This window comes from Pseudomonas sp. YY-1 (assembly GCF_002843095.1).
Taxonomy (GTDB): Bacteria; Pseudomonadota; Gammaproteobacteria; order Pseudomonadales; family Pseudomonadaceae; genus Aquipseudomonas; species Aquipseudomonas sediminis_A.
The window spans coordinates 162,549-184,819 of record NZ_PJLX01000008.1; the positions used below are offsets into that span (position 1 = coordinate 162,549).

At 64.6% G+C, this 22,271-nt stretch carries 18 protein-coding genes; 8 read left to right on the forward strand and 10 right to left on the reverse strand.

Translation table 11 applies throughout. From position 1 onward, the window contains the following. Positions 1–152 precede the first annotated feature (152 nt). Complete coding sequence (locus CXP40_RS13515) at positions 153–1,394, forward strand: MFS transporter (RefSeq protein ID WP_106734155.1); 1,242 nt, start codon at positions 153–155, stop codon at positions 1,392–1,394. Between the two features lie 14 nt (positions 1,395–1,408). On the opposite strand, the gene zwf is transcribed toward CXP40_RS13515, so the two are convergent. Beyond that, entirely contained in the window at positions 1,409–2,833 is a 1,425-nt protein-coding gene (gene zwf, locus CXP40_RS13520) for a glucose-6-phosphate dehydrogenase (RefSeq protein ID WP_218239027.1), read from the reverse strand. A gap of 290 nt (positions 2,834–3,123) precedes the next feature. Here zwf and hexR point away from each other — a divergent pair, with 290 nt between their 5' ends. From hexR to CXP40_RS13545, 5 genes are all read left to right on the forward strand, one after another. Next, entirely contained in the window at positions 3,124–3,990 is an 867-nt protein-coding gene (hexR, locus tag CXP40_RS13525; RefSeq protein WP_017363449.1) for a transcriptional regulator HexR, read from the forward strand. A 37-nt stretch (positions 3,991–4,027) separates the two neighbouring features. Then, positions 4,028–4,279 (forward strand): YceK/YidQ family lipoprotein, encoded by a 252-nt coding sequence (locus CXP40_RS13530; protein WP_106734156.1) that lies wholly within the window; start codon positions 4,028–4,030, stop codon positions 4,277–4,279. Between the two features lie 123 nt (positions 4,280–4,402). Beyond that, the gene (locus CXP40_RS13535) at positions 4,403–4,615 is read left to right on the forward strand and encodes a PA3496 family putative envelope integrity protein (protein WP_106734157.1); all 213 of its coding nucleotides are present in this window, start codon (positions 4,403–4,405) and stop codon (positions 4,613–4,615) included. Between the two features lie 213 nt (positions 4,616–4,828). Then, positions 4,829–5,287 (forward strand): (2Fe-2S)-binding protein, encoded by a 459-nt coding sequence (locus CXP40_RS13540; protein ID WP_106734158.1) that lies wholly within the window; start codon positions 4,829–4,831, stop codon positions 5,285–5,287. Between the two features lie 14 nt (positions 5,288–5,301). After that, positions 5,302–7,542, forward strand: a complete 2,241-nt coding sequence (locus tag CXP40_RS13545; protein WP_106734159.1) for a xanthine dehydrogenase family protein molybdopterin-binding subunit — start codon at positions 5,302–5,304, stop codon at positions 7,540–7,542. Positions 7,543–7,756: 214 nt separating this feature from the next. Here CXP40_RS13545 and CXP40_RS13550 read toward each other — a convergent pair whose 3' ends face one another. Together CXP40_RS13550 and CXP40_RS13555 are read right to left on the reverse strand one after the other, a co-directional pair. Further along, positions 7,757–8,944: an XdhC family protein gene (locus tag CXP40_RS13550; protein WP_106734160.1), complete on the reverse strand. Its 1,188-nt coding sequence runs from the start codon at positions 8,942–8,944 to the stop codon at positions 7,757–7,759. Between the two features lie 71 nt (positions 8,945–9,015). Further along, positions 9,016–9,990: a LysR family transcriptional regulator gene (locus CXP40_RS13555; RefSeq protein WP_106734161.1), complete on the reverse strand. Its 975-nt coding sequence runs from the start codon at positions 9,988–9,990 to the stop codon at positions 9,016–9,018. Positions 9,991–10,144: 154 nt separating this feature from the next. Here CXP40_RS13555 and CXP40_RS13560 point away from each other — a divergent pair, with 154 nt between their 5' ends. Both CXP40_RS13560 and oadA read left to right on the forward strand, forming a co-directional pair. After that, positions 10,145–11,560: an acetyl-CoA carboxylase biotin carboxylase subunit gene (locus tag CXP40_RS13560; protein ID WP_106734162.1), complete on the forward strand. Its 1,416-nt coding sequence runs from the start codon at positions 10,145–10,147 to the stop codon at positions 11,558–11,560. An 8-nt stretch (positions 11,561–11,568) separates the two neighbouring features. Then, positions 11,569–13,380: a sodium-extruding oxaloacetate decarboxylase subunit alpha gene (gene oadA / locus CXP40_RS13565; RefSeq protein WP_106734163.1), complete on the forward strand. Its 1,812-nt coding sequence runs from the start codon at positions 11,569–11,571 to the stop codon at positions 13,378–13,380. 250 nt (positions 13,381–13,630) lie between these two features. Here oadA and CXP40_RS13570 read toward each other — a convergent pair whose 3' ends face one another. The 7 genes from CXP40_RS13570 to CXP40_RS13600 form a co-directional block, all read right to left on the reverse strand. Further along, entirely contained in the window at positions 13,631–14,359 is a 729-nt protein-coding gene (locus tag CXP40_RS13570) for a carbonic anhydrase (protein WP_099526789.1), read from the reverse strand. Positions 14,360–14,518: 159 nt separating this feature from the next. Further along, positions 14,519–16,183, reverse strand: a complete 1,665-nt coding sequence (gene pgi, locus CXP40_RS13575; RefSeq protein ID WP_106734164.1) for a glucose-6-phosphate isomerase — start codon at positions 16,181–16,183, stop codon at positions 14,519–14,521. Positions 16,184–16,195: 12 nt separating this feature from the next. Beyond that, a complete protein-coding gene (locus CXP40_RS13580) occupies positions 16,196–17,149 on the reverse strand; it encodes a carbohydrate kinase (protein ID WP_106734165.1) in 954 nt (317 codons plus the stop codon). A gap of 29 nt (positions 17,150–17,178) precedes the next feature. Then, positions 17,179–18,678, reverse strand: a complete 1,500-nt coding sequence (gene xylB / locus CXP40_RS13585) for a xylulokinase (RefSeq protein ID WP_106734166.1) — start codon at positions 18,676–18,678, stop codon at positions 17,179–17,181. A 2-nt stretch (positions 18,679–18,680) separates the two neighbouring features. Further along, positions 18,681–19,643, reverse strand: coding sequence for a transaldolase (tal, locus tag CXP40_RS13590; RefSeq protein ID WP_106734167.1), 963 nt, complete (start codon positions 19,641–19,643; stop codon positions 18,681–18,683). Between the two features lie 16 nt (positions 19,644–19,659). Further along, positions 19,660–21,135: a mannitol dehydrogenase family protein gene (locus CXP40_RS13595; RefSeq protein WP_106734168.1), complete on the reverse strand. Its 1,476-nt coding sequence runs from the start codon at positions 21,133–21,135 to the stop codon at positions 19,660–19,662. 26 nt (positions 21,136–21,161) lie between these two features. Then, on the reverse strand, positions 21,162–22,265 hold the full coding sequence (locus tag CXP40_RS13600; RefSeq protein WP_106734169.1) for an ABC transporter ATP-binding protein: 1,104 nt from the start codon (positions 22,263–22,265) through the stop codon (positions 21,162–21,164). Between the last annotated feature and the right edge of the window lie 6 nt (positions 22,266–22,271).

A 22,271-nucleotide genomic window follows, 5' to 3' on the forward strand; every position in this document is an offset into this window, starting at 1 on the left:
AGTGCCCCGGATTGCATCCGGGCTACGGGCTGGCGAGGCTTTGTGGGAGGGGCTTCAGCCGCGACGAACCGAGCTACGAACTGTAACCACCGCCTCGTTGCCGTTTGCCGGCGCAAACCACTAGGCTTGCGCTTTTGCTGCGAGCGCCTGCCATGTCGCCACCTGCACCTCGTCCGTCCAGCGCCACACTGGTGCTTTTGGCCTCGCTCTATTGTGCTCAGGGATTGCCATCCGGGCTGATCGCCCACTCGTTACCGGTACTGCTACGCCAACATGGCGTCGACCTGGCGCTGATCGGTCTGCTCAAGTTGCTGGCGCTGCCCTGGTTGCTCAAGGTCTTCTGGGCTCCCTGGATCGACCGCCTGGCCTCGCGCAGATTGGGTCACCATCGTGGCTGGATTCTGCCGCTGCAGAGCGGCGTCATCGTCTGTGTCGCCGCGCTGGCGCTGCTGGCACCGCAGACGCTGTTCGGCTCCGGCCTGTGGTTATTGCTTGGCTTGCTGCTGCTGATCAACTTGCTGGCCTCGACCCAGGACATCGCCACCGACGGGCTCACCGTACGCTTGCTGCCCGAACGCTGGCGTGGCCTGGGCAACAGCCTGCAGGTGGGCGGCTACAAGGTCGGCATGATCGTCAGCGGCAGCGGCCTGTTGCTGGTGATCGACCCGTTGGGCTGGAACCTGGCTGTGGGGTTGGTGGCCGGCCTGATCCTGCTGATGACTGTGCCGATCTGGCTGTTTCCCGAGCGCCGCGTGTTGCCGTTCCAGCCTGCTCTGGCTGAAAACGCCCTCGGCCCTCGTCTGCTGTTCGACCACTACCGTGGCCTGTTGGCGCAACCCGGCATGCTGCTGTGGTTGGCGGTGGTACTGACCTTCAAATTGGGCGACTCGCTCGGCTCGCCGATGATCAAACCGATGCTGGTGGATCAGGGTTGGAGCACCGCAGCGCTAGGCCAACTGACCCTGATCAGCAGCCTGGCCGGCATCGGCGGTGCCTTGCTGGGTGGCTTGCTCTACGCGCGCATCGGCGTGCTGCGTGCGCTGATCCTGTTCGGCGCCCTGCAAGCCATCGGCATCGCCGCTCTGGCTTTACTGGTGGGGCAGGGCGCCAATACCGGGTTGGTCTATGCCGTGACCCTGTTCGAACAGGTGGCCGACGGCATGTCCACCGTCGCCTTGTTCGCCGCCATGATGCGCATGTGCCGCCCCGAACACGAAGGCGCCGACTTCACCCTGCAGGCCTCGGCGCAGTTGCTGTTGTCCGGCTTCGTCGGCGCCAGCAGCGGGGTGCTGGCCAAGGCGCTGGGGTATGAGGGCTTGTTCGTCGGAGCGGGGGTGTTGGGGATGCTGGTGCTGGTGGTCGTGCTGATGCATGGGCGCCGCAAGCCCGCCTGAGTAATCGGGGCGGATCACTCCGCCCAGTGCCGCCCGTGACGCTCCAGCAGGTGTTGCAGTTGCTCTGGTCCATCGCTGCCGGCCGGATAGGGGCGCGGGCTCTGGTAGTGCTGGTGCCAGCCCTGCAGGATCGGGTCGACCCATTGCCAGGCCGCCTCCACTTCGTCGCGGCGCATGAACAGCGTCGAGTCGCCTTCGATCACGTCGAGCAGCAGGCGTTCGTAAGCATCCCAGCGGCGTTGGTGGTTGAAGGCATTGGCCAGGTTGAGGTCCAGCTCCACCGGTTTCAGGTGCATGCCCTTGCCGGGGTTCTTGGCCATCAGCTGCAGGCTGATGCGCTCTTCCGGCTGCAGGCGGATCAGCAACTGGTTGGCTTCGCCATCGTTGAACAGGCGGTGCGGCACCGGCTTGAACTGAATCAGAATCTCCGAGGCCTTCTTTGCCAGGCGCTTGCCAGTGCGCAGGTAGAAGGGCACACCGGCCCAGCGCCAGTTGTCGATCTCCACCTGCACGGCGGCGAAGGTCTCGGTATCACTGTCGTTGTCGACGTTCTTCTCGAAGTAATAGGCGGGGACGTCGTGGCCGCCGATCTTGCCGGCGGTGTACTGGCCGCGCACGGTCTTGTCCTGCACGTCGAGCCCGGAGATGGGTTTCAGCGCTTCGAGGATCTTCACCTTTTCGTTGCGCACCGCGTCGGCGTCGAAGCGCACCGGCGCCTCCATGGCCACCAGGCAGAGCAGTTGCAGCAGGTGATTCTGGATCATGTCGCGCATGGCGCCGGCCTTGTCGTAGTAGCCGCCGCGGTTTTCCACGCCCAGGGTTTCGCACACGCTGATCTGCACGTGATCGATGTGCCCAGCGCGCCACACCGGCTCGAACAGGGCGTTGGCGAAGCGCAGCGCCATCAGGTTCTGCACGGTTTCCTTGCCCAGGTAGTGATCAATGCGGAATACCCGTGCCTCGTCGAACACGGCGCCGATGGCAGCGTTGATCGCACGGGCCGACTCCAGCGAGTGGCCGATGGGTTTTTCCAGCACGATGCGCGCTGCCGGGCCAGCCAGACCGGCGTTGGCGAGGTGCGCGGCGATGTCTTCGAACAGGCTCGGTGCGGTGGCCAGGTAGTACACCCGCACGCGCTGCTCGTCACGTCCCAGGCGCTTGGCCAGGCGGCCGAAATCGGCGCTCTGCGCGGCGTCCATGGCGAAGTAGTCGAGGCGTGCGGCGAAGCTCGCCCAGGCCTCGTTGGTGAAGTCGGCACGGGCGACCTGGGCACGGCAGTGGCGCTCGGCCAGGGCCTGGTAGGCCTCGCGGGTGTGACTGCTGCGGGCCAGGGCAAGGATGCGCACATCGGCGTGCAGGCGCCCTTCTCGGTGCAGGTGATAGAGCGCCGGCAGCAGCTTGTGCAGGGCCAGATCGCCCGTGCCACCGAAGACCAGCATGTCGCAGGGAATACTCAAGGGAAACACTCCGACTCGTTTAGCAGACCGTTGCACACTACCTGCGTTTGCAGGAAGGAGGCAGTGAAAACCGCCCCAAGAATGCCTGTATTTCTGCGGCGTGCCCGATGTTTGAAACATTCGTTCAGCTGTTCGGCAAGCGCTTGGCTGTGCGCGGGCGTGAGCTATGTAGTATAACTACAAGGTCACTACAACCGCCGACCGCCGATCATAACCGAGCCAAGACTCGCCGAGCGCCGCGGTAGACCCTTTTCTGCATAGAGCCTATCTCCGTGAATCTGTTGCAACACATCGCCCAGTCGCGCCACCTGCTGCGCAAGTCCGAACTCAAGGTGGCCGATCACGTCTTGCTCGATCCTGCATCGGTGATGCACAGCTCGATGGCCGAGCTGGCGCACAGTGTCGGTATCAGCGAGCCGACCATCGTGCGCTTCTGCCGTGCCATCGGTTGCAGTGGCTTCCAGGATCTCAAGCTGAAGCTGGCGCAGAGCCTGGCCGCTGGCGCCAGCTTCGGCCAGTTCGCCATTCATGAAGACGACTCGGTCGCCGACTTCAGCCTGAAGATCTTCGACACCACCCTGCATACGCTGATGGAGGTGCGCGAGAAGCTCGACCCCGAGGCGCTGCAGCGCGCCATCGCCGCCTGCTCCAACGCGCAGCGCGTGGAGTTCTACGGCTTCGGTGCATCCGGCGCCGTGGCCGCCGATGCCCAGCACAAATTCTTCCGCCTGCTGCTCAATGCCGCGGCCTATTCCGACCCGCACATGCAGGCGATGAGCGCGGTGACCCTGCAGCCCGGCGATGTGGCGGTGTGCATCTCCCAGTCCGGTCGCTCCAAGGACCTGTTGATCAGTGCCAACCTGGTGCGTGAATCCGGCGCCAGCCTGATCACCCTGTGCCCGAGCCAGACGCCGCTGGCCGAGCTGTCGACCGTCAACCTGGCCATCGACGTGCAGGAAGACACCGAGATCTACACCCCGCTGACCTCGCGCATCGCCCACCTGGTGGTGATCGATGTGCTGGCCATGGGCGTGGCCATGGCGCGCGGGCCGAGCCTGGTCAACCACCTCAAGAGCGTCAAGCGCAGCCTGCGCAGCTTGCGGCTGTCACCGAAGTCGCTGCGTAACAGCGAGGACTGAATAGAGCGATTAGCGAATGCTTTCAAGGATGAAAGACATGGTGAGACAAGGAGTGCTGATTGCGCTCATCGCGCTCGTTATGGGATGCAGTACCGTGGTTTCCAGGCTGGGGCCGGATAGGCCTTCTGGTCTGTATCCAGCGACCAACACCGCACTAGAGCTGACAGGCGATCTGTGGTGTTGGTATTTTCTGGCTTGTCCGATTGTTCTGGTTTCTCTACCTGTGGATGTTGCACTGGATACGCTGCTGCTACCGGTCGACACGGTGCGCCTGCTCAATCGCGATTAGTCGGAGGCAAAGTCTGAAACCATTGCGACATCCGCCGTCACCGAGGCTTCATAGCGCTGCCGTCAAAGCGTCATCTCGCCGAGCGAAGCTGGGTGCTCCAGTCCTCGTTCCGGGAGAACCGAGATGCCTCGTATCTTCGATGATGCGCACCTGCACGACCAACCCGACGCCAAGACCCGGCGCAAACTGCAAGACCAGCGCCGCATGGCCTACCGCCGGGCTATCGAGCACTATGCCGAGCAGTGCCAGCTGCAACGCGAACTTGCCGACTTCCCCGAGCTGGTGTCCGCCGGCTACTCGCAGCAGGCTGAGCGTACGTCGCGTCGCGCGGCCTGATCCTCTCTCGCTGTCCTGCCTGCGAGCAGGGCAGCGAGCTTGCCCGATTCTACGAACTTATTGCCCGGTTCTGCCGATCTCTGTGGTCGGCGGCGACAGGCGCTTTTGTGCCCACTACAGTGATGGTCTGGCCCCCTGTGTGCGGGGTTGACCGTGACCACCGGCAAGCCATGCCGGAAACATCAGACACCATCAGAACAAGGTGGGCAGACCATGATTACCCTGAATCTCAATGGCCAGGACCACGAGCTGGACGTGGCCGACGATATGCCGCTGCTCTGGGCATTGCGCGACGTCGCCAATCTCACCGGCACCAAGTACGGCTGTGGCATGGCGCTGTGCGGCGTCTGCACGGTGAACGTCGAAGGTCAGCCGACCCGCTCCTGCGTTACCCCGGTATCGGCAGTGGTCGGCAAGCGCATCAACACCATCGAAGCGGTCGGCGAAGATGCCGTGGGCAAGGTGGTCCAGCAGGCTTGGCGGCAACTCGACGTGGTGCAGTGCGGTTACTGCCAGTCCGGGCAGATCATGGCGGCGACGGCCTTGCTGAGTAGCAACAAGGCGCCGAGCGATGCCGATATCGATGCGGCCATGAGCGGCAATATTTGCCGCTGCGCTACCTACGTGCGGATTCGCGCCGCGATTCACGAAGCTGCCGACAAACTGGCCTGAGGAGGCGCATAGACATGGGCAAGATCGAAACTCCCGATAGCGCCACTCGCGGCATCCTCAATGTCAGCCGTCGCACCCTGCTCAAGGGTGGCGGTGGCCTGGCGCTGGGCATCTTCTTCGCGCCGCTGCTGCGCGGCATGGATGCGCTGGCCGCAGCAGGAGGCCCGCTGGAGCCGAACGCCTTCGTGCGCATCGACCTCGATGGCACGGTGACCGTCCTGGCCAAACACCTGGAAATGGGCCAGGGCAGCTACACGGGTCTGGCCACCTTATTGGCCGAAGAACTGGATGCCGACTGGGACAAGGTGCGCGTCGAAGGCGCGCCGGCCGATGTGAAGCGTTACAACAACCTCGCCTTCGGCCCGATGCAGGGCACCGGCGGCAGCACCGCCATGGCCAATTCCTGGGAGCAGATGCGCAACGCCGGTGCGACCGCCAAGGCCATGCTGGTGGCTGCGGCCGCGCAGCGTTGGAGCGTGCCGGTAAGTGAAATCAGCGTCGACAAGGGCGTGGTCAGTCACGCCGGTTCAGGTCGTAGTGCCGGCTTCGGTGAGCTGGTCGAGGCGGCAGCCTCGCTACCGGTGCCGGAGCAGGTGCAGCTCAAGGCCCCGAAGGACTTCAAGCTGATCGGCAAGCGTGAGCTGCGCCGCAAGGACAGCCCGGGCAAGACCGATGGCAGCGCCATCTTCACCCAGGACTTCAAGCTACCCGGCATGCTGGTGGCCATGGTTGCCTATCCGCCGCGTTTTGGCGGTGTGCCACGCTCGGTCGATAGCAGCAAGGCCAAGGCCGTGCGTGATGTGGTCGAGGTGGTGGAGTTTCGCGATCTGCCCCATGGTCGTTCGGGCGTCGCCGTGTTGGCGAAGAACACCTGGGCGGCGCGCCAGGGGCGCGATGCGCTGGTGATCGACTGGGATGAGAGCCAGGCCTTCACCCTTGGTAGCGAGGAAATTCTCGCGCAATACCGCGACGATGCGGGCAAGCCAGGTCGGCCGGCCACGAGCAAGGGCGATACCGATGCGGTGCTGGCCCAGGCGGCGAAAACCGTCGAGGCCGACTACGAGTTTCCTTATCTGGCGCACGCGGCGATGGAGCCGATGAACTGCCTGGTCAAGCTGTCCAGCGACCGCTGCGAAATCTGGAACGGCGAGCAGTTCCAGACCGTCGACCAGGCCATCATCAGTAGCTACCTGGGCCTCACGCCCGAGCAGGTTTCGCTGACCCAGCTGTATGCCGGCGGCAGCTTTGGTCGCCGCGCCGGTTCGGTGTCGGACTACCTGCTGGAGGCGGTGGCCATCACCAAGGCCGCGCGTGACAAGGGCGTGGATGCGCCGGTGAAGATGGTCTGGACGCGCGAGGACGATACCCGTGGCGGTTATTTCCGACCGCTGTACCTGCACCGCGTGCGCATCGGCCTGGATGAGGCCGGCAAGCTGCAGGCCTGGCACAACCGTATCGTTGGGCAGTCGATCATGACCGGTACCTCGATGGAGCCCTTCATGATCAAGGAAGGCATCGACCATACCTCGGTCGAGGGCCTCTCCAATCTCTCCTACGCCGTGCCCAACCTGCAGGTGGAGCTGAGCACGCCGACCAATATCAAGGTGCCGGTGCTGTGGTGGCGCTCGGTGGGGCATACCCACACCGGTTACGTCGCCGAAACCATGATCGATGAGGCCGCTGTCGCGGCTGGGCAGGACCCTTACAGCTTCCGCCATGCGTTGCTGGATAGCCATCCGCGTCATCGCGGTGCGTTGGAGCTGGCCGCCAAGCAGGCCGGCTGGGACAAACCGCTGGCGGCGGGCGCCGAGGGCGAGAAGCGCGGGCGTGGCATTGCCGTGCATGAATCGTTCGGCTCGTTCGTCGCGCAGGTCGCTGAGGTCACGGTGAAGGCCGATGGCAGCTACCGTCTGGACCGCGTGGTATGCGCGGTGGACTGCGGCATCGCGATCAACCCGGATGTGATCAAGGCGCAGATGGAAGGCGGCATCGGCTTCGCCCTGGCGGCTGCCCGACATAGCGCGATCACCTTGAAGGAAGGGCGGGTCGAGCAATCGAACTTCCACGACTTCCAGGTGCTGCGCATGAACGAGATGCCCAAGGTCGAGGTGCATATCGTGCCGTCCGCGGAGAACCCGACAGGTGTCGGTGAGCCGGGCGTACCGCCGCTGGCGCCAGCTCTGGCCAATGCGCTGTTCGCAGCGACCGGCGTGCGTTTGCGCAAGCTGCCGTTCCCGGCGCAGATCAAAGCCTGAGTTCAGGTGCGGTAGACACGACGCCCGGGCAATTGCCCGGGCGTTTTGGTTTGTGAAGGCGCGCTTCAGCGGCGAGATTGCTGCAACGGCGTCGCGGCTAAAGCCCCTCCCACGGGAGGAGAGGAAGGTGGTTCTTGTGTAGGAGGCGCTTCAGCGGCGAGCTTTGCGATGGATCGCGGCTGAAGCCGCTCCTACGGAGTCGTGTCGGGTGTGCTCAGAGGGCGGTCAGACGGAGTGCCGCTTCCAGCTCGCTTGCGCCCTGCGGCGTTGGCGTATGTATTGCTGCCTGGCGATGCTTGAGCATGCCGCCTGTGCGCTGGTTAATGGCGGCTGTCATCTCGGCGAGGATCGCCGTGGCCACACTCTCCGGCGTATCGCCGCCGATATCCAGGCCGATGGGGTAATGCAGGCGCTCCAGTGCCGGCAGGTGCGCACTGTGCTGGCGAATCTCGCCCAGCAGGCGTTCGGTGCGATCGCGTGGCCCCAGTTGGCCGATGTAGGCGGGCGAGCCCTGCAGCACGCTGCCCAGCCAATGGCGATCCTGGCTGTAGCTATGGGTCATGATCGCCACCATGGCGTCGTTGGTCAGTGTATGCAGGTCAAAGGGCGGCTGTGCATTGACCTGCAGCACGGCGTCGGCGTCGGGGAAGCGTTCGGCGCGGGCGAAATGGGCGCGGCCATCGACCACGGTGACGTGCCAGTCCAGCAGTTTTGCCATGTGCGTCAGCGGCTGCGCATCATGCCCGGCGCCGAAGATCACCAGGCGCCGTTGCGGCGCCAGGTATTCGCAGAACACCTCTATCTCGCCACGCGCATCACGGTAGCTGCGCAGTGAGGAGCGGCCATCGGTCAGGGTTCGCTGCAGATCGGCGCGAACCTCGGCGTCGAGTGCGGAATCGAGCAGGCGGCCGTTGTCGCTGAGCGATGGATGCAGGCACAGGCGATCGCCGACACGCACGCGGGCGTTGCGATAGCTGCCGATCACCGTGGCAACCGCCCCGGCCTGGCCGCTTTCGCGCACCTGGCGCAGCAACTCGAGCACGGCCAGCGGCTTTTCCGCGCTGTGGCGTTCGAGCAATACGTGCACGGTGCCGTTGCAGCCGAGGCCGAAGGTCAGCGCGGCGTCCTGATCGTCATCGTCGTCCTGGGTCGCGGTGCTGTAGCGGCGGATCACGGCTTCGCCGCTATCGGTCAGCCACCAGGCCTTCTTTGCTACCTCGGACTCCAGGCAGCCGCCGCTGATGGTGCCCACGGTACCGCCGTAGAGCGGGATCAGCATGCGCGCGCCGGGGCGGCGGTAGGCCGAGCCTTCGACCTTGACCACGGTGGCGAGCACGGCCTGGCCGTTATCGCGTTCGAGCGCGCGGATGGCGCCGAGCAGGGCGCTGATTCCCGACAGCATAGGTTTCTCCCAGGCAGGTTTTGGTGGAGCGATCCCAGGCTGCCAATGTCCCGTATGCCAGTTAAGAAGGGTTAGGCCGATCCTGCGAGATTCTTGCCCGATCCTGCGCTGCTGGCCTGAAAGCGTTCGGCCAGTTTGCCGATATGCGCGCGCTCGGTGCGGATGAAGTCGACGAACGCCTGTGCCACCGGGGACAGGCGCCGGCCGCGGATATTCACCACGCACCAGCTGCGTTGCAGTGGCAATTCGGCCACTGGCAGCTCGCGCAGCAGGCCGTACTGCAACTCCAAGCGTACGGCATGGCGCGGTAGCAGCGCGATGCCTAGTCCGGCCAGCACCGCTTCGCGCTGGGATTCCAGCGAGCCGATTTCCAACGTATGCGGGAAGTGTGCGCGTTTCTGGTGACAGTACTCCTCGCAGGCGCGGCGAGTGCCCGAGCCGCTTTCGCGGATCAGCAGCGGGTAGGTGGTGAGGTCCTGCAACTGCAGGCTGTCCGCCTCGCACAGCGGGTGATCGGGCGGCGCCACGGCGATGATCGTGTTGTTGAGGAAGGGCATGAAGTCCAGCGCCATGTCCTGCGGTACCTGACTCATGATCATCAGGTCGTCGCGGCTCTGGGTCAGGCGGCGCACCACCAGAGCGTGGTTGACCACCGTGAGGTTGAGGATGACATCCGGGTATTGGCGGCGAAATTCGGCGAACAGGTGGGGAATGAAGTACTTGGCGCTGGATTCGATGCACAGGTTGAGCTGCCCCTGCAGTGAGCCTTGCAGGTCTGACAGCTGCATATCCAGGCTTTCCAGGCGGCCGAAGATATCGCTGCTGGCCCGTTTGAGTGCCTCGGCTGCTTCGGTCAGGTAAAGCTTCTTGCCGACATAATCGAACAAGGGCTGGCCGACCAGCTCCTCCAGCTGACGAATCTGCAGGCTCACGGCCGGTTGGGTCAGTGACATGTCCTCGGCTGCGCGGCTGTAGGAGCCGTGTTCGCACACCGCCCGGAACACCTGAAGCTGGCGCAGCGTCATGCGCAGCAGGGTTTTACGCACGTTTTCGCCCTCGTTCGATCAATTCATAAGTAATTACTTATGCACGATCAAATAATTATTCATTTTTGTTAATTCGTACAGCCGGATAGGGTTTCACCACGTTTGCAACCAACTGTTGCTGCGGCCCTTGCAGCTCTGCGCTGAGGATTGGATCGTGATAAGAAAAATACTGATCGCCAACCGTGGTGAGATTGCCGTCCGCATCGTGCGAGCATGCGCCGAGATGGGTATCCGCTCGGTGGCGATCTACTCCGATGCGGACCGTCATGCGTTGCACGTCAAGCGTGCCGACGAAGCGCACAGCATTGGTGAAGACCCGCTGGCTGGCTATCTGAACCCGCGCAAGCTGGTCAATCTGGCCGTGGAAACCGGCTGCGATGCGCTGCACCCTGGTTACGGTTTTCTTTCTGAAAACGCCGAACTTGCAGAGATCTGCGCCGAACGTGGGATCAAATTCATAGGGCCGAGCGCGGAAGTCATCCGCCGCATGGGCGACAAGACCGAAGCCCGCCGCAGCATGATGGCCGCTGGCGTGCCCTGCACCCCCGGCACTGAAGGCAACGTCGCCGACCTGGCCGAAGCCCTGCGTGAAGCCGAGCGCATTGGCTACCCGGTAATGCTCAAGGCCACCTCCGGTGGCGGAGGTCGTGGTATCCGCCGCTGCAACAGCCGTGAGGAGCTGGAACAGGCCTACCCGCGGGTGATCTCCGAGGCGACCAAGGCCTTCGGCAGCGCCGAAGTCTTCCTGGAAAAATGCATCGTCAATCCGAAGCACATCGAGGCGCAGATCCTCGCCGACAGCTTTGGCAACACCGTGCATCTGTACGAGCGCGATTGCTCGATCCAGCGCCGTAACCAGAAGCTGATCGAAATCGCCCCGAGCCCGCAGCTCACTCCCGAGCAGCGCGCCTATATCGGCGACCTGGCCGTGCGCGCCGCGCAGGCGGTGGGCTACGAGAACGCCGGCACCGTGGAGTTCCTGCTCGCCGAAGGCGAGGTGTACTTCATGGAGATGAACACCCGGGTGCAGGTGGAGCACACCATCACCGAGGAAATCACCGGCATCGACATCGTTCGCGAGCAGATCCGCATCGCCAGCGGCCTGCCGTTGTCGGTCAAGCAGGAAGACATCATCCACCGTGGTTATGCCCTGCAGTTCCGTATCAACGCCGAGGACCCGAAGAACAATTTCCTGCCCTCGTTCGGCAAGATCACCCGTTACTACGCCCCCGGCGGCCCTGGCGTGCGCACCGACACGGCGATCTACACCGGTTACACCATTCCGCCCTATTACGACTCGATGTGCCTGAAGCTGATCGTCTGGGCGCTGACCTGGGAAGAGGCGATGGATCGTGGCCTGCGCGCACTGGACGACATGCGCGTGCAGGGCGTGCGCACCACCGCGCCTTATTACCAGGAAATCCTGCGTAACCCGGAATTCCGTAGCGGCCAGTTCAATACCAGCTTCGTCGAAAGCCACCCGGAACTGACCCAGTACTCGATCAAGCGCAACCCGTCGCACCTGGCCATCGCCATCGCCACCGCCATCGCTGCCCACGCGGGCCTGTAGGGGACATCATGAGCAAGAAGATCACCGTTACCGATACCGTCCTGCGCGATGCCCACCAGTCGCTGCTGGCCACGCGCATGCGCACCGAAGACATGCTGCCGATCTGCGACAAGCTCGACCGCGTCGGCTACTGGTCGCTGGAAGTCTGGGGCGGCGCCACCTTCGACTCGTGCGTGCGCTTCCTAAAGGAAGACCCGTGGGAGCGCCTGCGCCAGCTCAGGGCTGCGCTGCCCAACACCCGTCTGCAGATGCTCCTGCGCGGGCAGAACCTGCTCGGCTATCGCCACTACAGCGATGACGTGGTCAAGGCGTTCGTGGCCAAGGCTGCGGTCAACGGCATCGACGTGTTCCGCATCTTCGATGCGATGAACGACGTGCGTAACCTGCGCGTGGCCATCGAGGCGGTCAAGGCTGCCGGCAAGCACGCCCAGGGCACCATCGCCTACACCACCAGCCCGGTACACACCAACCAAGCCTTCGTCGCCCAGGCCAAGGCCATGCAGGCGATGGGCATCGACTCCATCGCCATCAAGGACATGGCCGGCCTGCTCACGCCGTACGCCACCTTCGAACTGGTCAAGGCGCTGAAGAGCGAAGTCGATCTGCCGGTGTTCATCCACAGCCACGACACCGCCGGTCTCGGCTCGATGTGCCAGCTCAAGGCCATCGAAGCGGGTGCCGACCATATCGACACCGCCATCTCCAGCCTGGCCTGGGGCACCAGCCATCCGGGCACCGAGTCGATGGTCGCCGCGCTCAAGGGCAGCGAGTTCGACACCGGCCTGGATCTGGAGCTGATCCAGGAAATCGGCATGTACTTCCATGCCGTGCGCAAGAAGTACCACCAGTTCGAGAGCGAGTTCACCGGCGTGGACACCCGCGTGCAGGTCAACCAGGTGCCGGGCGGGATGATCTCCAACCTGGCCAACCAGCTCAAGGAGCAGGGTGCGCTGAACCGCATGAACGAAGTGCTGGAAGAGATTCCGCGCGTGCGTGCCGACCTCGGCTTCCCGCCGCTGGTTACGCCGACTTCGCAGATCGTCGGTACCCAGGCGTTCTTCAACGTGCTGGCCGGCGAGCGCTACAAGACCATCACCAACGAAGTGAAGCTTTACCTGCAGGGTCGCTACGGCAAGGCACCGGGCAAGGTCGATGAGCAACTGCGCAAGCAGGCCATCGGCAGCGAAGAAGTGATCGATGTGCGCCCGGCCGACCTGCTCAAACCCGAGCTGGCGCGCCTGCGTGAAGAGATCGGCAGCCTGGCCAAGTCCGAAGAGGACGTGCTGACCTTCGCCATGTTCCCCGATATCGGGCGCAAGTTCCTCGAAGAGCGCGCGGCCGGCACCCTCAAGCCGGAAGAGCTGCTGCCCATGCCGAATGGTCAGGGCAAGGCGGCGCCGGTGGGCGGTGAAGGTGTGCCGACCGAGTTCGTGGTCGACGTGCATGGCGAAAGCTACCGCGTGGACATCACCGGTGTCGGCGTCAAGGGCGACGGCAAGCGTCACTTCTACCTGTCCATCGACGGCATGCCGGAAGAAGTGGTGTTCGAGCCGCTCAACGATTTCGTCGCTGGCAGCGCTGGCAAGCGCAAGCAGGCCGCTGCACCGGGCGATGTCTCCACCACCATGCCAGGCAACATCGTCGATGTGCTGGTCAAGGAAGGTGACACGGTCAAGGCGGGTCAGGCGGTACTGATCACCGAAGCAATGAAGATGGAAACCGAAGTGCAGGCGCCGATTGCCGGCACCGTCAAGGCCGTTCACGTGGCCAAGGGCGACCGCGTCAATCCGGGCGAAGTACTGGTGGAAATCGAAGGTTAACCTCTATGGAGCCCGGCCTGTTGGATGGGCAAGTTTGACGGGGCGTAACCCGGGCTCCTTTTTTATTCGCAGGCGCTTCGCATGAGGCGCCACAGGGTTTGAGACCCGGGAGCCGCAAGGCTCCTTTTTTACTGCAGTTCTCTGGTCATGCCCCAGGTGCGCAAGCACAGCGCAGGCGATCAGCACCGCTTGCGCGGGGCATGGCCTTTTCCCTTCAGCCGGCCGGAGCCTTGACTCCGGCCGGCGCGTTTCAGTCCTGCGGGAAGCGCGAGCGCGGTGTGGCCATCGGGATCTTGTCGCCGTCGAGCGGCAGGAAGCTGCCCAGCTCGGCATCGTAGGCCTTGATCTGGCTGGTTTCGATGTCGTACACCCAGCCATGGATGAACAACTGGCCGCGCGCCAGCTTGGCCGCTACCGACGGGTGCGTGCACAGGTGGTTGAGCTGCGCCACCACGTTTTCTTCGGTGAGCACTGCCAGGGTTTCCTTGTCGTCGCTGCAGTTGCAGTTCTCTGCCACTACGCTGCGTGCGACTTCGGCATGGCGCAACCAGGCTTTTACCGTGGGCATGGTTTCCAGCGATGCCGGGTTGAGCACGGCCTTCATCGCGCCGCAGTCGGAGTGGCCGCAGACGACGATGTGCTGTACGCCCAGGGCCATCACCGCGTATTCGATGGCGGTGGAGACGCCACCCATCATCTGCCCGTAGGCCGGCACCACGTTACCGACGTTGCGGTTGACGAACAGGTCGCCGGGCGAGCTTTGCGTGATCAGTTCCGGCACCACGCGCGAGTCGGCGCAAGTGATGAACATGGCGCGGGGGTTCTGGGCGGTGGCGAGCTTCTTGAACAGCTCTTCCTGCTGCGGGAAGACCTCGTTGCGAAAGCGTTTGAAGCCGTCGACGATGCTGTGCAGCGCCTGATCGGCGGTCTCGTTGCCCTCGTGGGTCTGAAGCGGAATCACCTGGTGTTTGTAAGGCATGCCCTGAACCTCTTCGTTATCGAAAATACGCTGCTAAAACGACAGCGGCAGCTGGGTGCGAGTCACACGCAAGTGTCGCCTTCGGCAAGCCGAGCGACAACTGGCAGATCTTTGCAATTGATGCACGGCGCTGGCGGCTGGGCCAGCCGCTGCTGTGGGTTAGCCGCGATGGTGACTGCGGAAGAAATTGATCAGACCTTGGGTGGAGGCGTCTTCGGCGCCGCTCGGGTCGCTGCCGACCATGCGCGAGTAGACGCCCTTGCCCAATTCCTTACCCAGCTCCACGCCCCACTGATCGAAGGCGTTGATCCCCCAGATCACGCTCTGCACGAAGACCTTGTGCTCGTAGAGGGCGATCAGTGCGCCCAGGCGACCGGGGCTGACCCGCTCCAGCACCAGGGTATTGCTGGGGCGGTTGCCTGGTACCACCTTGTGCGGCGCCAGGCGCTGCACCTCGTCTTCGCTCAGGCCCTGGGCGCGCAGCTCGGCTTCGGCCTCCGCGTGGCTCTTGCCGAGCATCAACGCCTGGCTTTGCGACAGGCAGTTGGCGAACAGCCACTGGTGATGGTCGGCCACCGGGTTGTAGCTGCTCACCGGAACGATGAAGTCCGCGGGGATCAGCTGCGTGCCCTGGTGCAGCAGCTGGTGGTAGGCGTGTTGGCCGTTGCAGCCGACGCCGCCCCAGATCACCGGCCCGCTGGCGATCTGCAGGGCGCTGCCGTCCTGGCGCACGCGTTTGCCGTTGGACTCCATATCCAGCTGCTGCAGGTGCTTGGTGATGTTTCGCAGGTAATGGTCGTACGGCAGGATGGCGTGGCTCTGCGCGCCCCAGAAGTTGCCGTACCAGACGCCGAGCAGGGCCAGCAGCACCGGCATGTTGCGTTCGAATGGCGCCTGCTGGAAGTGCAGGTCCATGCGATAGGCGCCAGTGAGCAGCTCCTTGAAATTGGAGATGCCGATGGACATGGCGATCGGCAGCCCGATGGCCGACCACAGCGAGTAGCGCCCGCCGACCCAGTCCCACATCGGCAGGATGTTTTCTTCGCGAATACCGAAGGCTTTGGCAGCCTCGACGTTGCTCGACACCGCCATGAAATGCCGGTGCAGTTCTTCCTCCGGGCCGCCTTGGGCCAGGTACCAGCCGCGCGCCGCTTGTGCGTTCTTCAGGGTTTCCAGGGTGCTGAAGGTTTTCGACGAGACGATGAACAGCGTGGTCTCGGCGCTCAGCTTGGCGGCCAGCTCCTGAAACGAGCTGCCGTCGATATTGGCCAGGTAGTGGCAGCGTACGCCGCGCTGGGCGAAGGGCAGCAGCGCCTCGGAGACCAGTTGCGGGCCGAGAAAGGAGCCGCCGATGCCGATATTGACCACATCGGTGATGGGCTTGTCGCTATAGCCGCGCCACAGGCCGTGATGCACGCGCCCGACCAGCTCGCTCATGCGTAGCAGGGCGCGGTGTACCTGGGGCATGACGTCCTCGCCATCGACCAGCACGCGGTCGCCCAACGGCCGGCGCAACGCCGTATGCAAGGCCGGGCGACGCTCCGAGGCATTGACCTGGGCACCCTCGAACAGCGCCGCGATGGCCTGCGTCAGGCCAGCGTCTCTGGCCAGGTCGACCAGCAGGCTGCGCGTGCGCTCGTCGATCAGGTTCTTCGAGTAATCGAGGAACAGGCCGCAGTCATCCAGGGAAAAGCGCTCGAAGCGTTGTGGGTCGTCAGCGAACGCCTGGCGTAGGTTGAAGCCGTCCAGCGCCTGGCGATGTTCGTTCAGTGCCTGCCAGCTGGGCAGTCGGGTGACGTCCTGGGAGGAGGGGGCGTAAGGCATTGGCAATCCTCTTCAGCGCGCTGCCAGGTGATGGCGGTCCAGCTCGTGCAGATAGGGCAGGTCAGGGCCGACTCGCGAGCAGGTCAGCGCGGCCGCCTCGATGGCCAGGCGCAGCATGTCGTTGATTTGCTCGCGGCTCAGCGTCGCCAGCGCCTCGGGAGTGTCCAGCGCGTGGCGGGCGAGGTAACTGAGCAGCGCGGCCTGGAAGGTATCGCCGGCGCCGACGGTGTCGCGGGTGTGTACCTCAACCGCCGGTGCCGACCAGTGCCCATGGCGGCTGTGGACGCTGGCGCCTTTGCTGCCGTGGGTGAGAAACACCAATTGGCAGCGTTCATTGAGCCAGCTTGCTGCGACCTGCTGCGGTTCGCGCTCGGGGTACAAGAGCTGCAGATCCTCTTCGCTGACCTTGATCAGATGCGCGTAGCGGGCGAAGGTCTCGACGCGCTCGCGCCAGTGGGCGATATCCGGCGCCGGGCCGAGGCGCACGTTGGGGTCGAGGCTGATCAGGCGTTGCTGATGTTCGCGCTGTACCAACTGCAGCAGGGTGTTGGCCACCGGCTCCACCACCAGGGAGAAAGACCCGAGATGCAGGCCGCGCACCCGGGCATCCAGTGTTGGCAGGTGCTCGGTGAGTAGCAGGCGGTCGGCGCAGCCCTCGCCGCGGAAGGAATAGTGCGGCGAGCCGGCGGCGTCTAGGCCGACCATCGCCAGGGTGGTCGGCGCATCGCTGGCGATCAGATAGGTATCGCTCACGCCCTCGTCGCGCAGTACCTGGCGCAGACGTTGGCCGAGGCTGTCCGAGGAAATCCCGGTGAACAGCGCCGAGTCGGCGCCCATCCGGCGCAAGCCCAGCGCCACGTTGAACGGCGAGCCACCGGCGATGGCCTTGAAGGCCAGCTCATTGCCACGTGCGCTGTCGCTCTGGATGAACACATCGAACAGCGCTTCGCCACAGACCAGGTACATGTGCGTCTCCGTCTAGAGTCGTGGCGCTCTCACGCCGGTTTGTTATCGGCAAGCAGGCTGACTTGCTCGCGGTAGCGTTGATAGACCATTTCGTACTGCGCCGTGCGTGCTGGGTCTGGCTGCGTCTGAGTGCTGGCATCCAGATGCACGCAACGCTCGCACAGCGCGTCCAGTTGCGCCTGGCGATCCGCGCCGGGCGTCAGGCACCAGGCGGCCTGGATGGCGGCGCCCAGTGCGGCGGCTTCGGTGTGCTGCGGGCAGACCAGCGGCGTGCCCATGATGTCGGCGATCACCTGGCGCCACACCGGGCTCTTCGCCGCGCCGCCGATCAGGCGGATGGTCTGGCTCTGCAGGCCGCTGGCGCGCAGCAGGTCGAGGCCGTAGCGCAGGCCGAAGCTGGTGCCTTCGACCACTGCCCGGCACAGATTGGCTCGGGTCAGGTTGTCGCTGTCCATGCCCAGCAGGCTGGCGCGCGAACTGGGCAATGCCGGCACCCGTTCGCCGTTGAAGAACGGCAGCATGAGCAGGCCTTCGGCGCCGATGGGCGATTGCTTGACCAGCGCGCCGAAGGCTTGTATGTCCAGCTCCAGCAATTGCTGGATCAGCCCGGTGGCGCTGGTCAGGTTCATGGTGCAGATCAGCGGTAGCCAGCCGCCGGATGACGAGCAGAAGGTCGCCACCTGCGCGTGCGGGCTGATCATCGCGTGGTCGCTGTAGGCGTAGAGGGTGCCGGAGGTGCCCAGGCTCATGGTGATCGCGCCCGGGCGGATGTTGCCGGTGCCGATGGCGCCCATCATGTTGTCGCCGCCGCCGCTGGCTACCACGGCATCCGGGTTCAGGCCCAGTTGCCGGGCGATCTGCGGGAGGATCTGGCCCACTGGCTGATCCGGCTCGATCAGCTCTGGCAGCGCGTTGCAAAGGCGCCCGCTGGGGTCGATGAGGTTCAGCAGCTCGCGGTCCCAACTGCGCGTACGCACGTCGAAATAGCCCGTACCGGAGGCGTCGCCGTACTCGCTGCAGGCCCGACCGGTGAGCCAGTAGTTGAGGTAGTCGTGCGGCAGCAGGATATGCGCGATGCGGGCGAACAGGTCAGGGTGCTGTTCTTTCGTCCAGAGCAGTTTGGACACCGTGTAACCGGGCGCGATGGCCACGCCCAGGCGTTGTAGCGAACCGTCCTCGCCACCCAGGTGATCGAGCAGGCGCCGGTTCTCCGGGGTCGATTCGGTGTCGCACCAGAGCTTGGCCGGGCGCAGCACCGCACCCTGTTCATCGAGCAGCACCAGGCCGTGCTGCTGGCCGGAGACGCCGATGCCGAGAATCTGTTCGCCGCTGATGCCGGCGGCCGCCAGCGCCTGTCGAGTGGCCTGTTCGAAGGCCTCCAGCCACTGCTGCGGCTGCTGCTCGCGTCGGCCATTGGCGCCGCTCTGCAGCGTATGGCTGGCGCTGCCGGCACCGAGCACCTGACCGCTGTCGGCATCCAGCACCAGGGCCTTGGTGCCCTGAGTACCGCAGTCGATACCGAGATACATGCTCAGAGCTCCCGCATGCGCTCGAGCAGCAGCGCTTCCAGGGCGAGCTGATCGGCATGGAACTGGCGAATACCTTCGGCCAGTTTCTCCGTGGCCATGGGGTCTTCGTTCATCTGCCAGCGAAATTGCGCTTCGTCGAGGCAGGTCGGCGCGAGTGTGCGGCGGCCGTCATCCGCCAATGCCGGTTGCAGCTCCCCGCTGCTTCGCTCCAGTTCGGCGAGCAGGGCAGGGCTGATGGTCAGGCGGTCACAACCGGCCAGGGCGAGCACTTCGCCGATGTTGCGAAAGCTCGCTGCCATCACCACCGTGGCGTAGTCATGCTGCTTGAAGAAGCGATAGACCTGGCGCACCGACAACACGCCGGGATCGTTCTCGGCGTCGAAGCTGATGTCCGGATTCTGCCGCTTGTGCCAGTCGAGAATGCGCCCGACGAAGGGCGACACCAGATAGATGCCGGCCTCGGCGCAGGCGCGTGCCTGGGCCAGGTTGAAGATCAGCGTTAGGTTGCAGTGAATACCTTCGTGCTCCAGTTGCCGCGCCGCCTGAATGCCTTCCCAGGTGGCAGCGATCTTCACCAGCACGCGCTCGCCGGGAATGCCCAACTGCAGGTAGCGCTGATGCAGCGAGCGTGCTCGTGCCAGCGTGGCCGCGGTGTCGAAGGACAGCGCCGCCGGCACTTCGGTGGAGACCTTGCCGCTGATCGCGGCGAGAATTTCCACACCCATGCTCACCTCCAGCCGGTCGCAGGCATCGGCAATGATCGCCGGGACCGAAATGCCGCTGGCCATTGCCTGGCGCAGCGCGTGGTCTACCTGGTGCTGGTACTGCCCGGCTTGCAGCGCCTTGAGGATGATCGATGGGTTGGTCGTGGCGTCCTCGGGCTGGAAACGATCGATGGCGGCCAGGTCGCCAGTATCGGCGACCACCACGCTGTGCTGCTTGAGTTGCGCGAGCAGGCTGGGCATATGCGTCTCCAGGGCCTCAGGCGTGCAACAGGTTGTGCAGGGTCTGGCTCACGCCCTGCTCGCGCAGGCTGGCCAGGCTGCGTTCGAAGGCGGCGACGAACTCGGCCGAACGCCCTGGTGCGCTGCCGAAGATCGCCTCCTCGCCGAGCACCCGTGCGGTGAGTTGCGCATCGTCGGCCACCAGTGCCTGGCAATGTTCGGCGCGCGGGTCGGGTATGCGGTAGCTGGCGCCGGTTTCGTCCACGCCCTTGAGGTACAACGCCCAGGCTGCGACCACCAGGGCCACGCGGTCCAGCGGTTTGCCGTCTTCAATCAGGCGATGCAGGGTGGGCACGATGAACTTGGGAAACTTCGACGAGCCATCGGAGCAGACCCGCTCCAGCTGGTCGGCGATGGCCTGGTTGGAGAAGCGCTCGATCAGCGTGTCCTTGTAGGTGCTCAGGTCGATGCCCGGCACCGGCGCCAGCTGCGGCGTCACGTCGAGGTCCATGAAGGTGCGGACGTACTGGCGCATCAGCGGGTCGTTCATGGTTTCGTGGACGAAGCGATAGCCTTTGAGAAAACCCAGGTAGGTCAGCGCCAGGTGGCTGCCGTTGAGCAGCTTGATCTTCATTTCCTCGTAGGGTGTGACGTCGTCGGTGAACTGCACGCCGACCGTCTCCCAGGCCGGGCGGCCGCTGACGAACTTGTCTTCCAGCACCCATTGCACGAAGGGCTCGCAGACCACCGGCCAGGCGTCGTCGACGCCGTGCTGCTCGGCCAGTTGCTGGCGATGGGCGGCGCTGGTCATCGGCGTGATGCGGTCGACCATCGCGTTGGGAAAACTCACGTGGTGGTCGATCCAGGTGGCCAGCTCATGGTCGGCCAGGTGGGCGAAGGCCAGCAGCGCCTTGCGCGTGACATCACCGTTGTGCGGCAGGTTATCGCAGGACATCAGGGTGAAGGCCGGGATGCCGGCGGCGCGGCGTTTGGCCAGGGCGGCGCAGAGAAAGCCGAACACGCTCTTTGGCGACTCGGGATGTTGCAGGTCGTGCTGAATGGCCGGCAGCTCGGCGAGAAATTCGCCGGTGCTGTCGTCGATGCAGTAACCACCCTCGGTGATGGTCAGCGAGACGATGCGAATCGCCGGGTCGGCCAGTTTGTCGATCAGCGCCTGCGGCGACTCTTCGGCCAGCAGCATGTCGTTGATTGCGCCGATCACCCGCACCGGCAGGTTCGGCTCGTCGCCCAGTTCGACCAGGGTGTAGAGGTAATCCTGGCTGGCCAGGGCGTCGCGCATGGCGCGGTCCTCACTGCGCACGCCGACCCCGCAGATACCCCAGTCGAGCGCCAGGCCCTGATTCATCAGGGCGTCGGTGTAGACCGCCTGGTGGGCGCGGTGAAAACCGCCGACGCCGAAATGGGCGATGCCGGTGCGGATCATGTCGGCGGTGTAGCTGGGCAGCGCGACGGCGCCGCCAAGCCGGGAAAGCTGCTGGCGATTGAGTTTCATCTGAAAAATCCCGTGGTGGAGCGGCGTCAGGCGGCCTGCTGCAGTGGTTTGGCGACGGCTTGGCCATCGGCGTCGAAGAGGTGGCAGTGCGCCGTGTCGAAGTCCAGTGTCAGGGTGTCGCCGTAGCGCGGCGCGAAGTCGCCACGCACGCGCACCGTGAGCATCTCGCCCGAGGCGCAGGACACATGGCAGAAGGTATCGCTGCCCAGGCGCTCGCTGACGTCGGCAGTCACCTGCATGCGGCCGTTGCCGGTGCTGACCACGTTGAGATGCTCCGGACGTACGCCCAGGGTTACCGTGCTGCCAACGCTGAGGCCGGCGGCGGACAGCGGCAGCGTCAGGTGCGTGCCGCACTCCAGTTGCACGTCGCAGTTGTCGGCCTCGAACCTGTTCAGGGTGCCGCGCAGAAAGCCCATCTTCGGTGTGCCGAGAAAGCCGGCGACGAACAGGTTGGCCGGATGGTGATACAGCTCCAGCGGCGAGCCGACCTGCTCGACACGCCCGCCATTGAGCACCACCACCTTGTCGGCCAGGGTCATGGCTTCGACCTGATCGTGGGTCACGTAGATCATGGTGGCCTGCAGGTCCTTGTGCAGCCGTGCCAGTTCCAGGCGGGTCTGCACGCGCAGGGCGGCGTCGAGGTTGGACAGCGGCTCGTCGAACAGGAAGATCTTCGGGTTGCGCACGATGGCGCGGCCGATGGCCACGCGCTGGCGCTGGCCACCGGAGAGCTGCTTGGGTTTACGTTCGAGCAGGGCGTCGAGCTGCAGGATGCGCGCGGCATTGGCGACCTTGGCCTCGATCTCCTGCTTGCCCACTCGGGCCAGGTCGAGGGCGAAGGACAGGTTCTTGCGCACGGTCATGTGCGGATACAGCGCATAGGTCTGGAACACCATGGCCAGGTCGCGGCGTGCCGGGGCCATGTCGGTGATGTCCTGGCCATCGAGTTCGATGTGACCGCTGCTGACTTCTTCGAGCCCGGCGATCAGGCGCAGCAGGGTGGATTTGCCGCAGCCCGAGGGGCCGACGAAAACCACGAACTCACGGTCGCGGATGTCCAGGTCGACGCCCTTGATGATCGCCGTGCCGTCGAAGCCTTTTTGCAGATTGCGGATCTTCAGATCAGCCATGTGGAA

What these genes read in the sequence shown, in the direction of transcription:
- CXP40_RS13515 (WP_106734155.1), top strand. Translation starts at nt 153, where the DNA reads ATGTCGCCACCTGCACCTCGTCCGTCCAGCGCCACACTGGTGCTTTTG.
- zwf (WP_218239027.1), bottom strand. Translation starts at nt 2,833, where the DNA reads ATGCTGGTCTTCGGTGGCACGGGCGATCTGGCCCTGCACAAGCTGCTG.
- CXP40_RS13530 (WP_106734156.1), top strand. Translation starts at nt 4,028, where the DNA reads ATGGTGAGACAAGGAGTGCTGATTGCGCTCATCGCGCTCGTTATGGGA.
- CXP40_RS13535 (WP_106734157.1), top strand. Translation starts at nt 4,403, where the DNA reads ATGCCTCGTATCTTCGATGATGCGCACCTGCACGACCAACCCGACGCC.
- CXP40_RS13540 (WP_106734158.1), top strand. Translation starts at nt 4,829, where the DNA reads ATGATTACCCTGAATCTCAATGGCCAGGACCACGAGCTGGACGTGGCC.
- CXP40_RS13545 (WP_106734159.1), top strand. Translation starts at nt 5,302, where the DNA reads ATGGGCAAGATCGAAACTCCCGATAGCGCCACTCGCGGCATCCTCAAT.
- CXP40_RS13550 (WP_106734160.1), bottom strand. Translation starts at nt 8,944, where the DNA reads ATGCTGTCGGGAATCAGCGCCCTGCTCGGCGCCATCCGCGCGCTCGAA.
- oadA (WP_106734163.1), top strand. Translation starts at nt 11,569, where the DNA reads ATGAGCAAGAAGATCACCGTTACCGATACCGTCCTGCGCGATGCCCAC.
- CXP40_RS13570 (WP_099526789.1), bottom strand. Translation starts at nt 14,359, where the DNA reads ATGCCTTACAAACACCAGGTGATTCCGCTTCAGACCCACGAGGGCAAC.
- pgi (WP_106734164.1), bottom strand. Translation starts at nt 16,183, where the DNA reads ATGCCTTACGCCCCCTCCTCCCAGGACGTCACCCGACTGCCCAGCTGG.
- CXP40_RS13580 (WP_106734165.1), bottom strand. Translation starts at nt 17,149, where the DNA reads ATGTACCTGGTCTGTGGCGAAGCGCTGTTCGATGTGTTCATCCAGAGC.
- xylB (WP_106734166.1), bottom strand. Translation starts at nt 18,678, where the DNA reads ATGTATCTCGGTATCGACTGCGGTACTCAGGGCACCAAGGCCCTGGTG.
- tal (WP_106734167.1), bottom strand. Translation starts at nt 19,643, where the DNA reads ATGCCCAGCCTGCTCGCGCAACTCAAGCAGCACAGCGTGGTGGTCGCC.
- CXP40_RS13595 (WP_106734168.1), bottom strand. Translation starts at nt 21,135, where the DNA reads ATGAAACTCAATCGCCAGCAGCTTTCCCGGCTTGGCGGCGCCGTCGCG.
- CXP40_RS13600 (WP_106734169.1), bottom strand. Translation starts at nt 22,265, where the DNA reads ATGGCTGATCTGAAGATCCGCAATCTGCAAAAAGGCTTCGACGGCACG.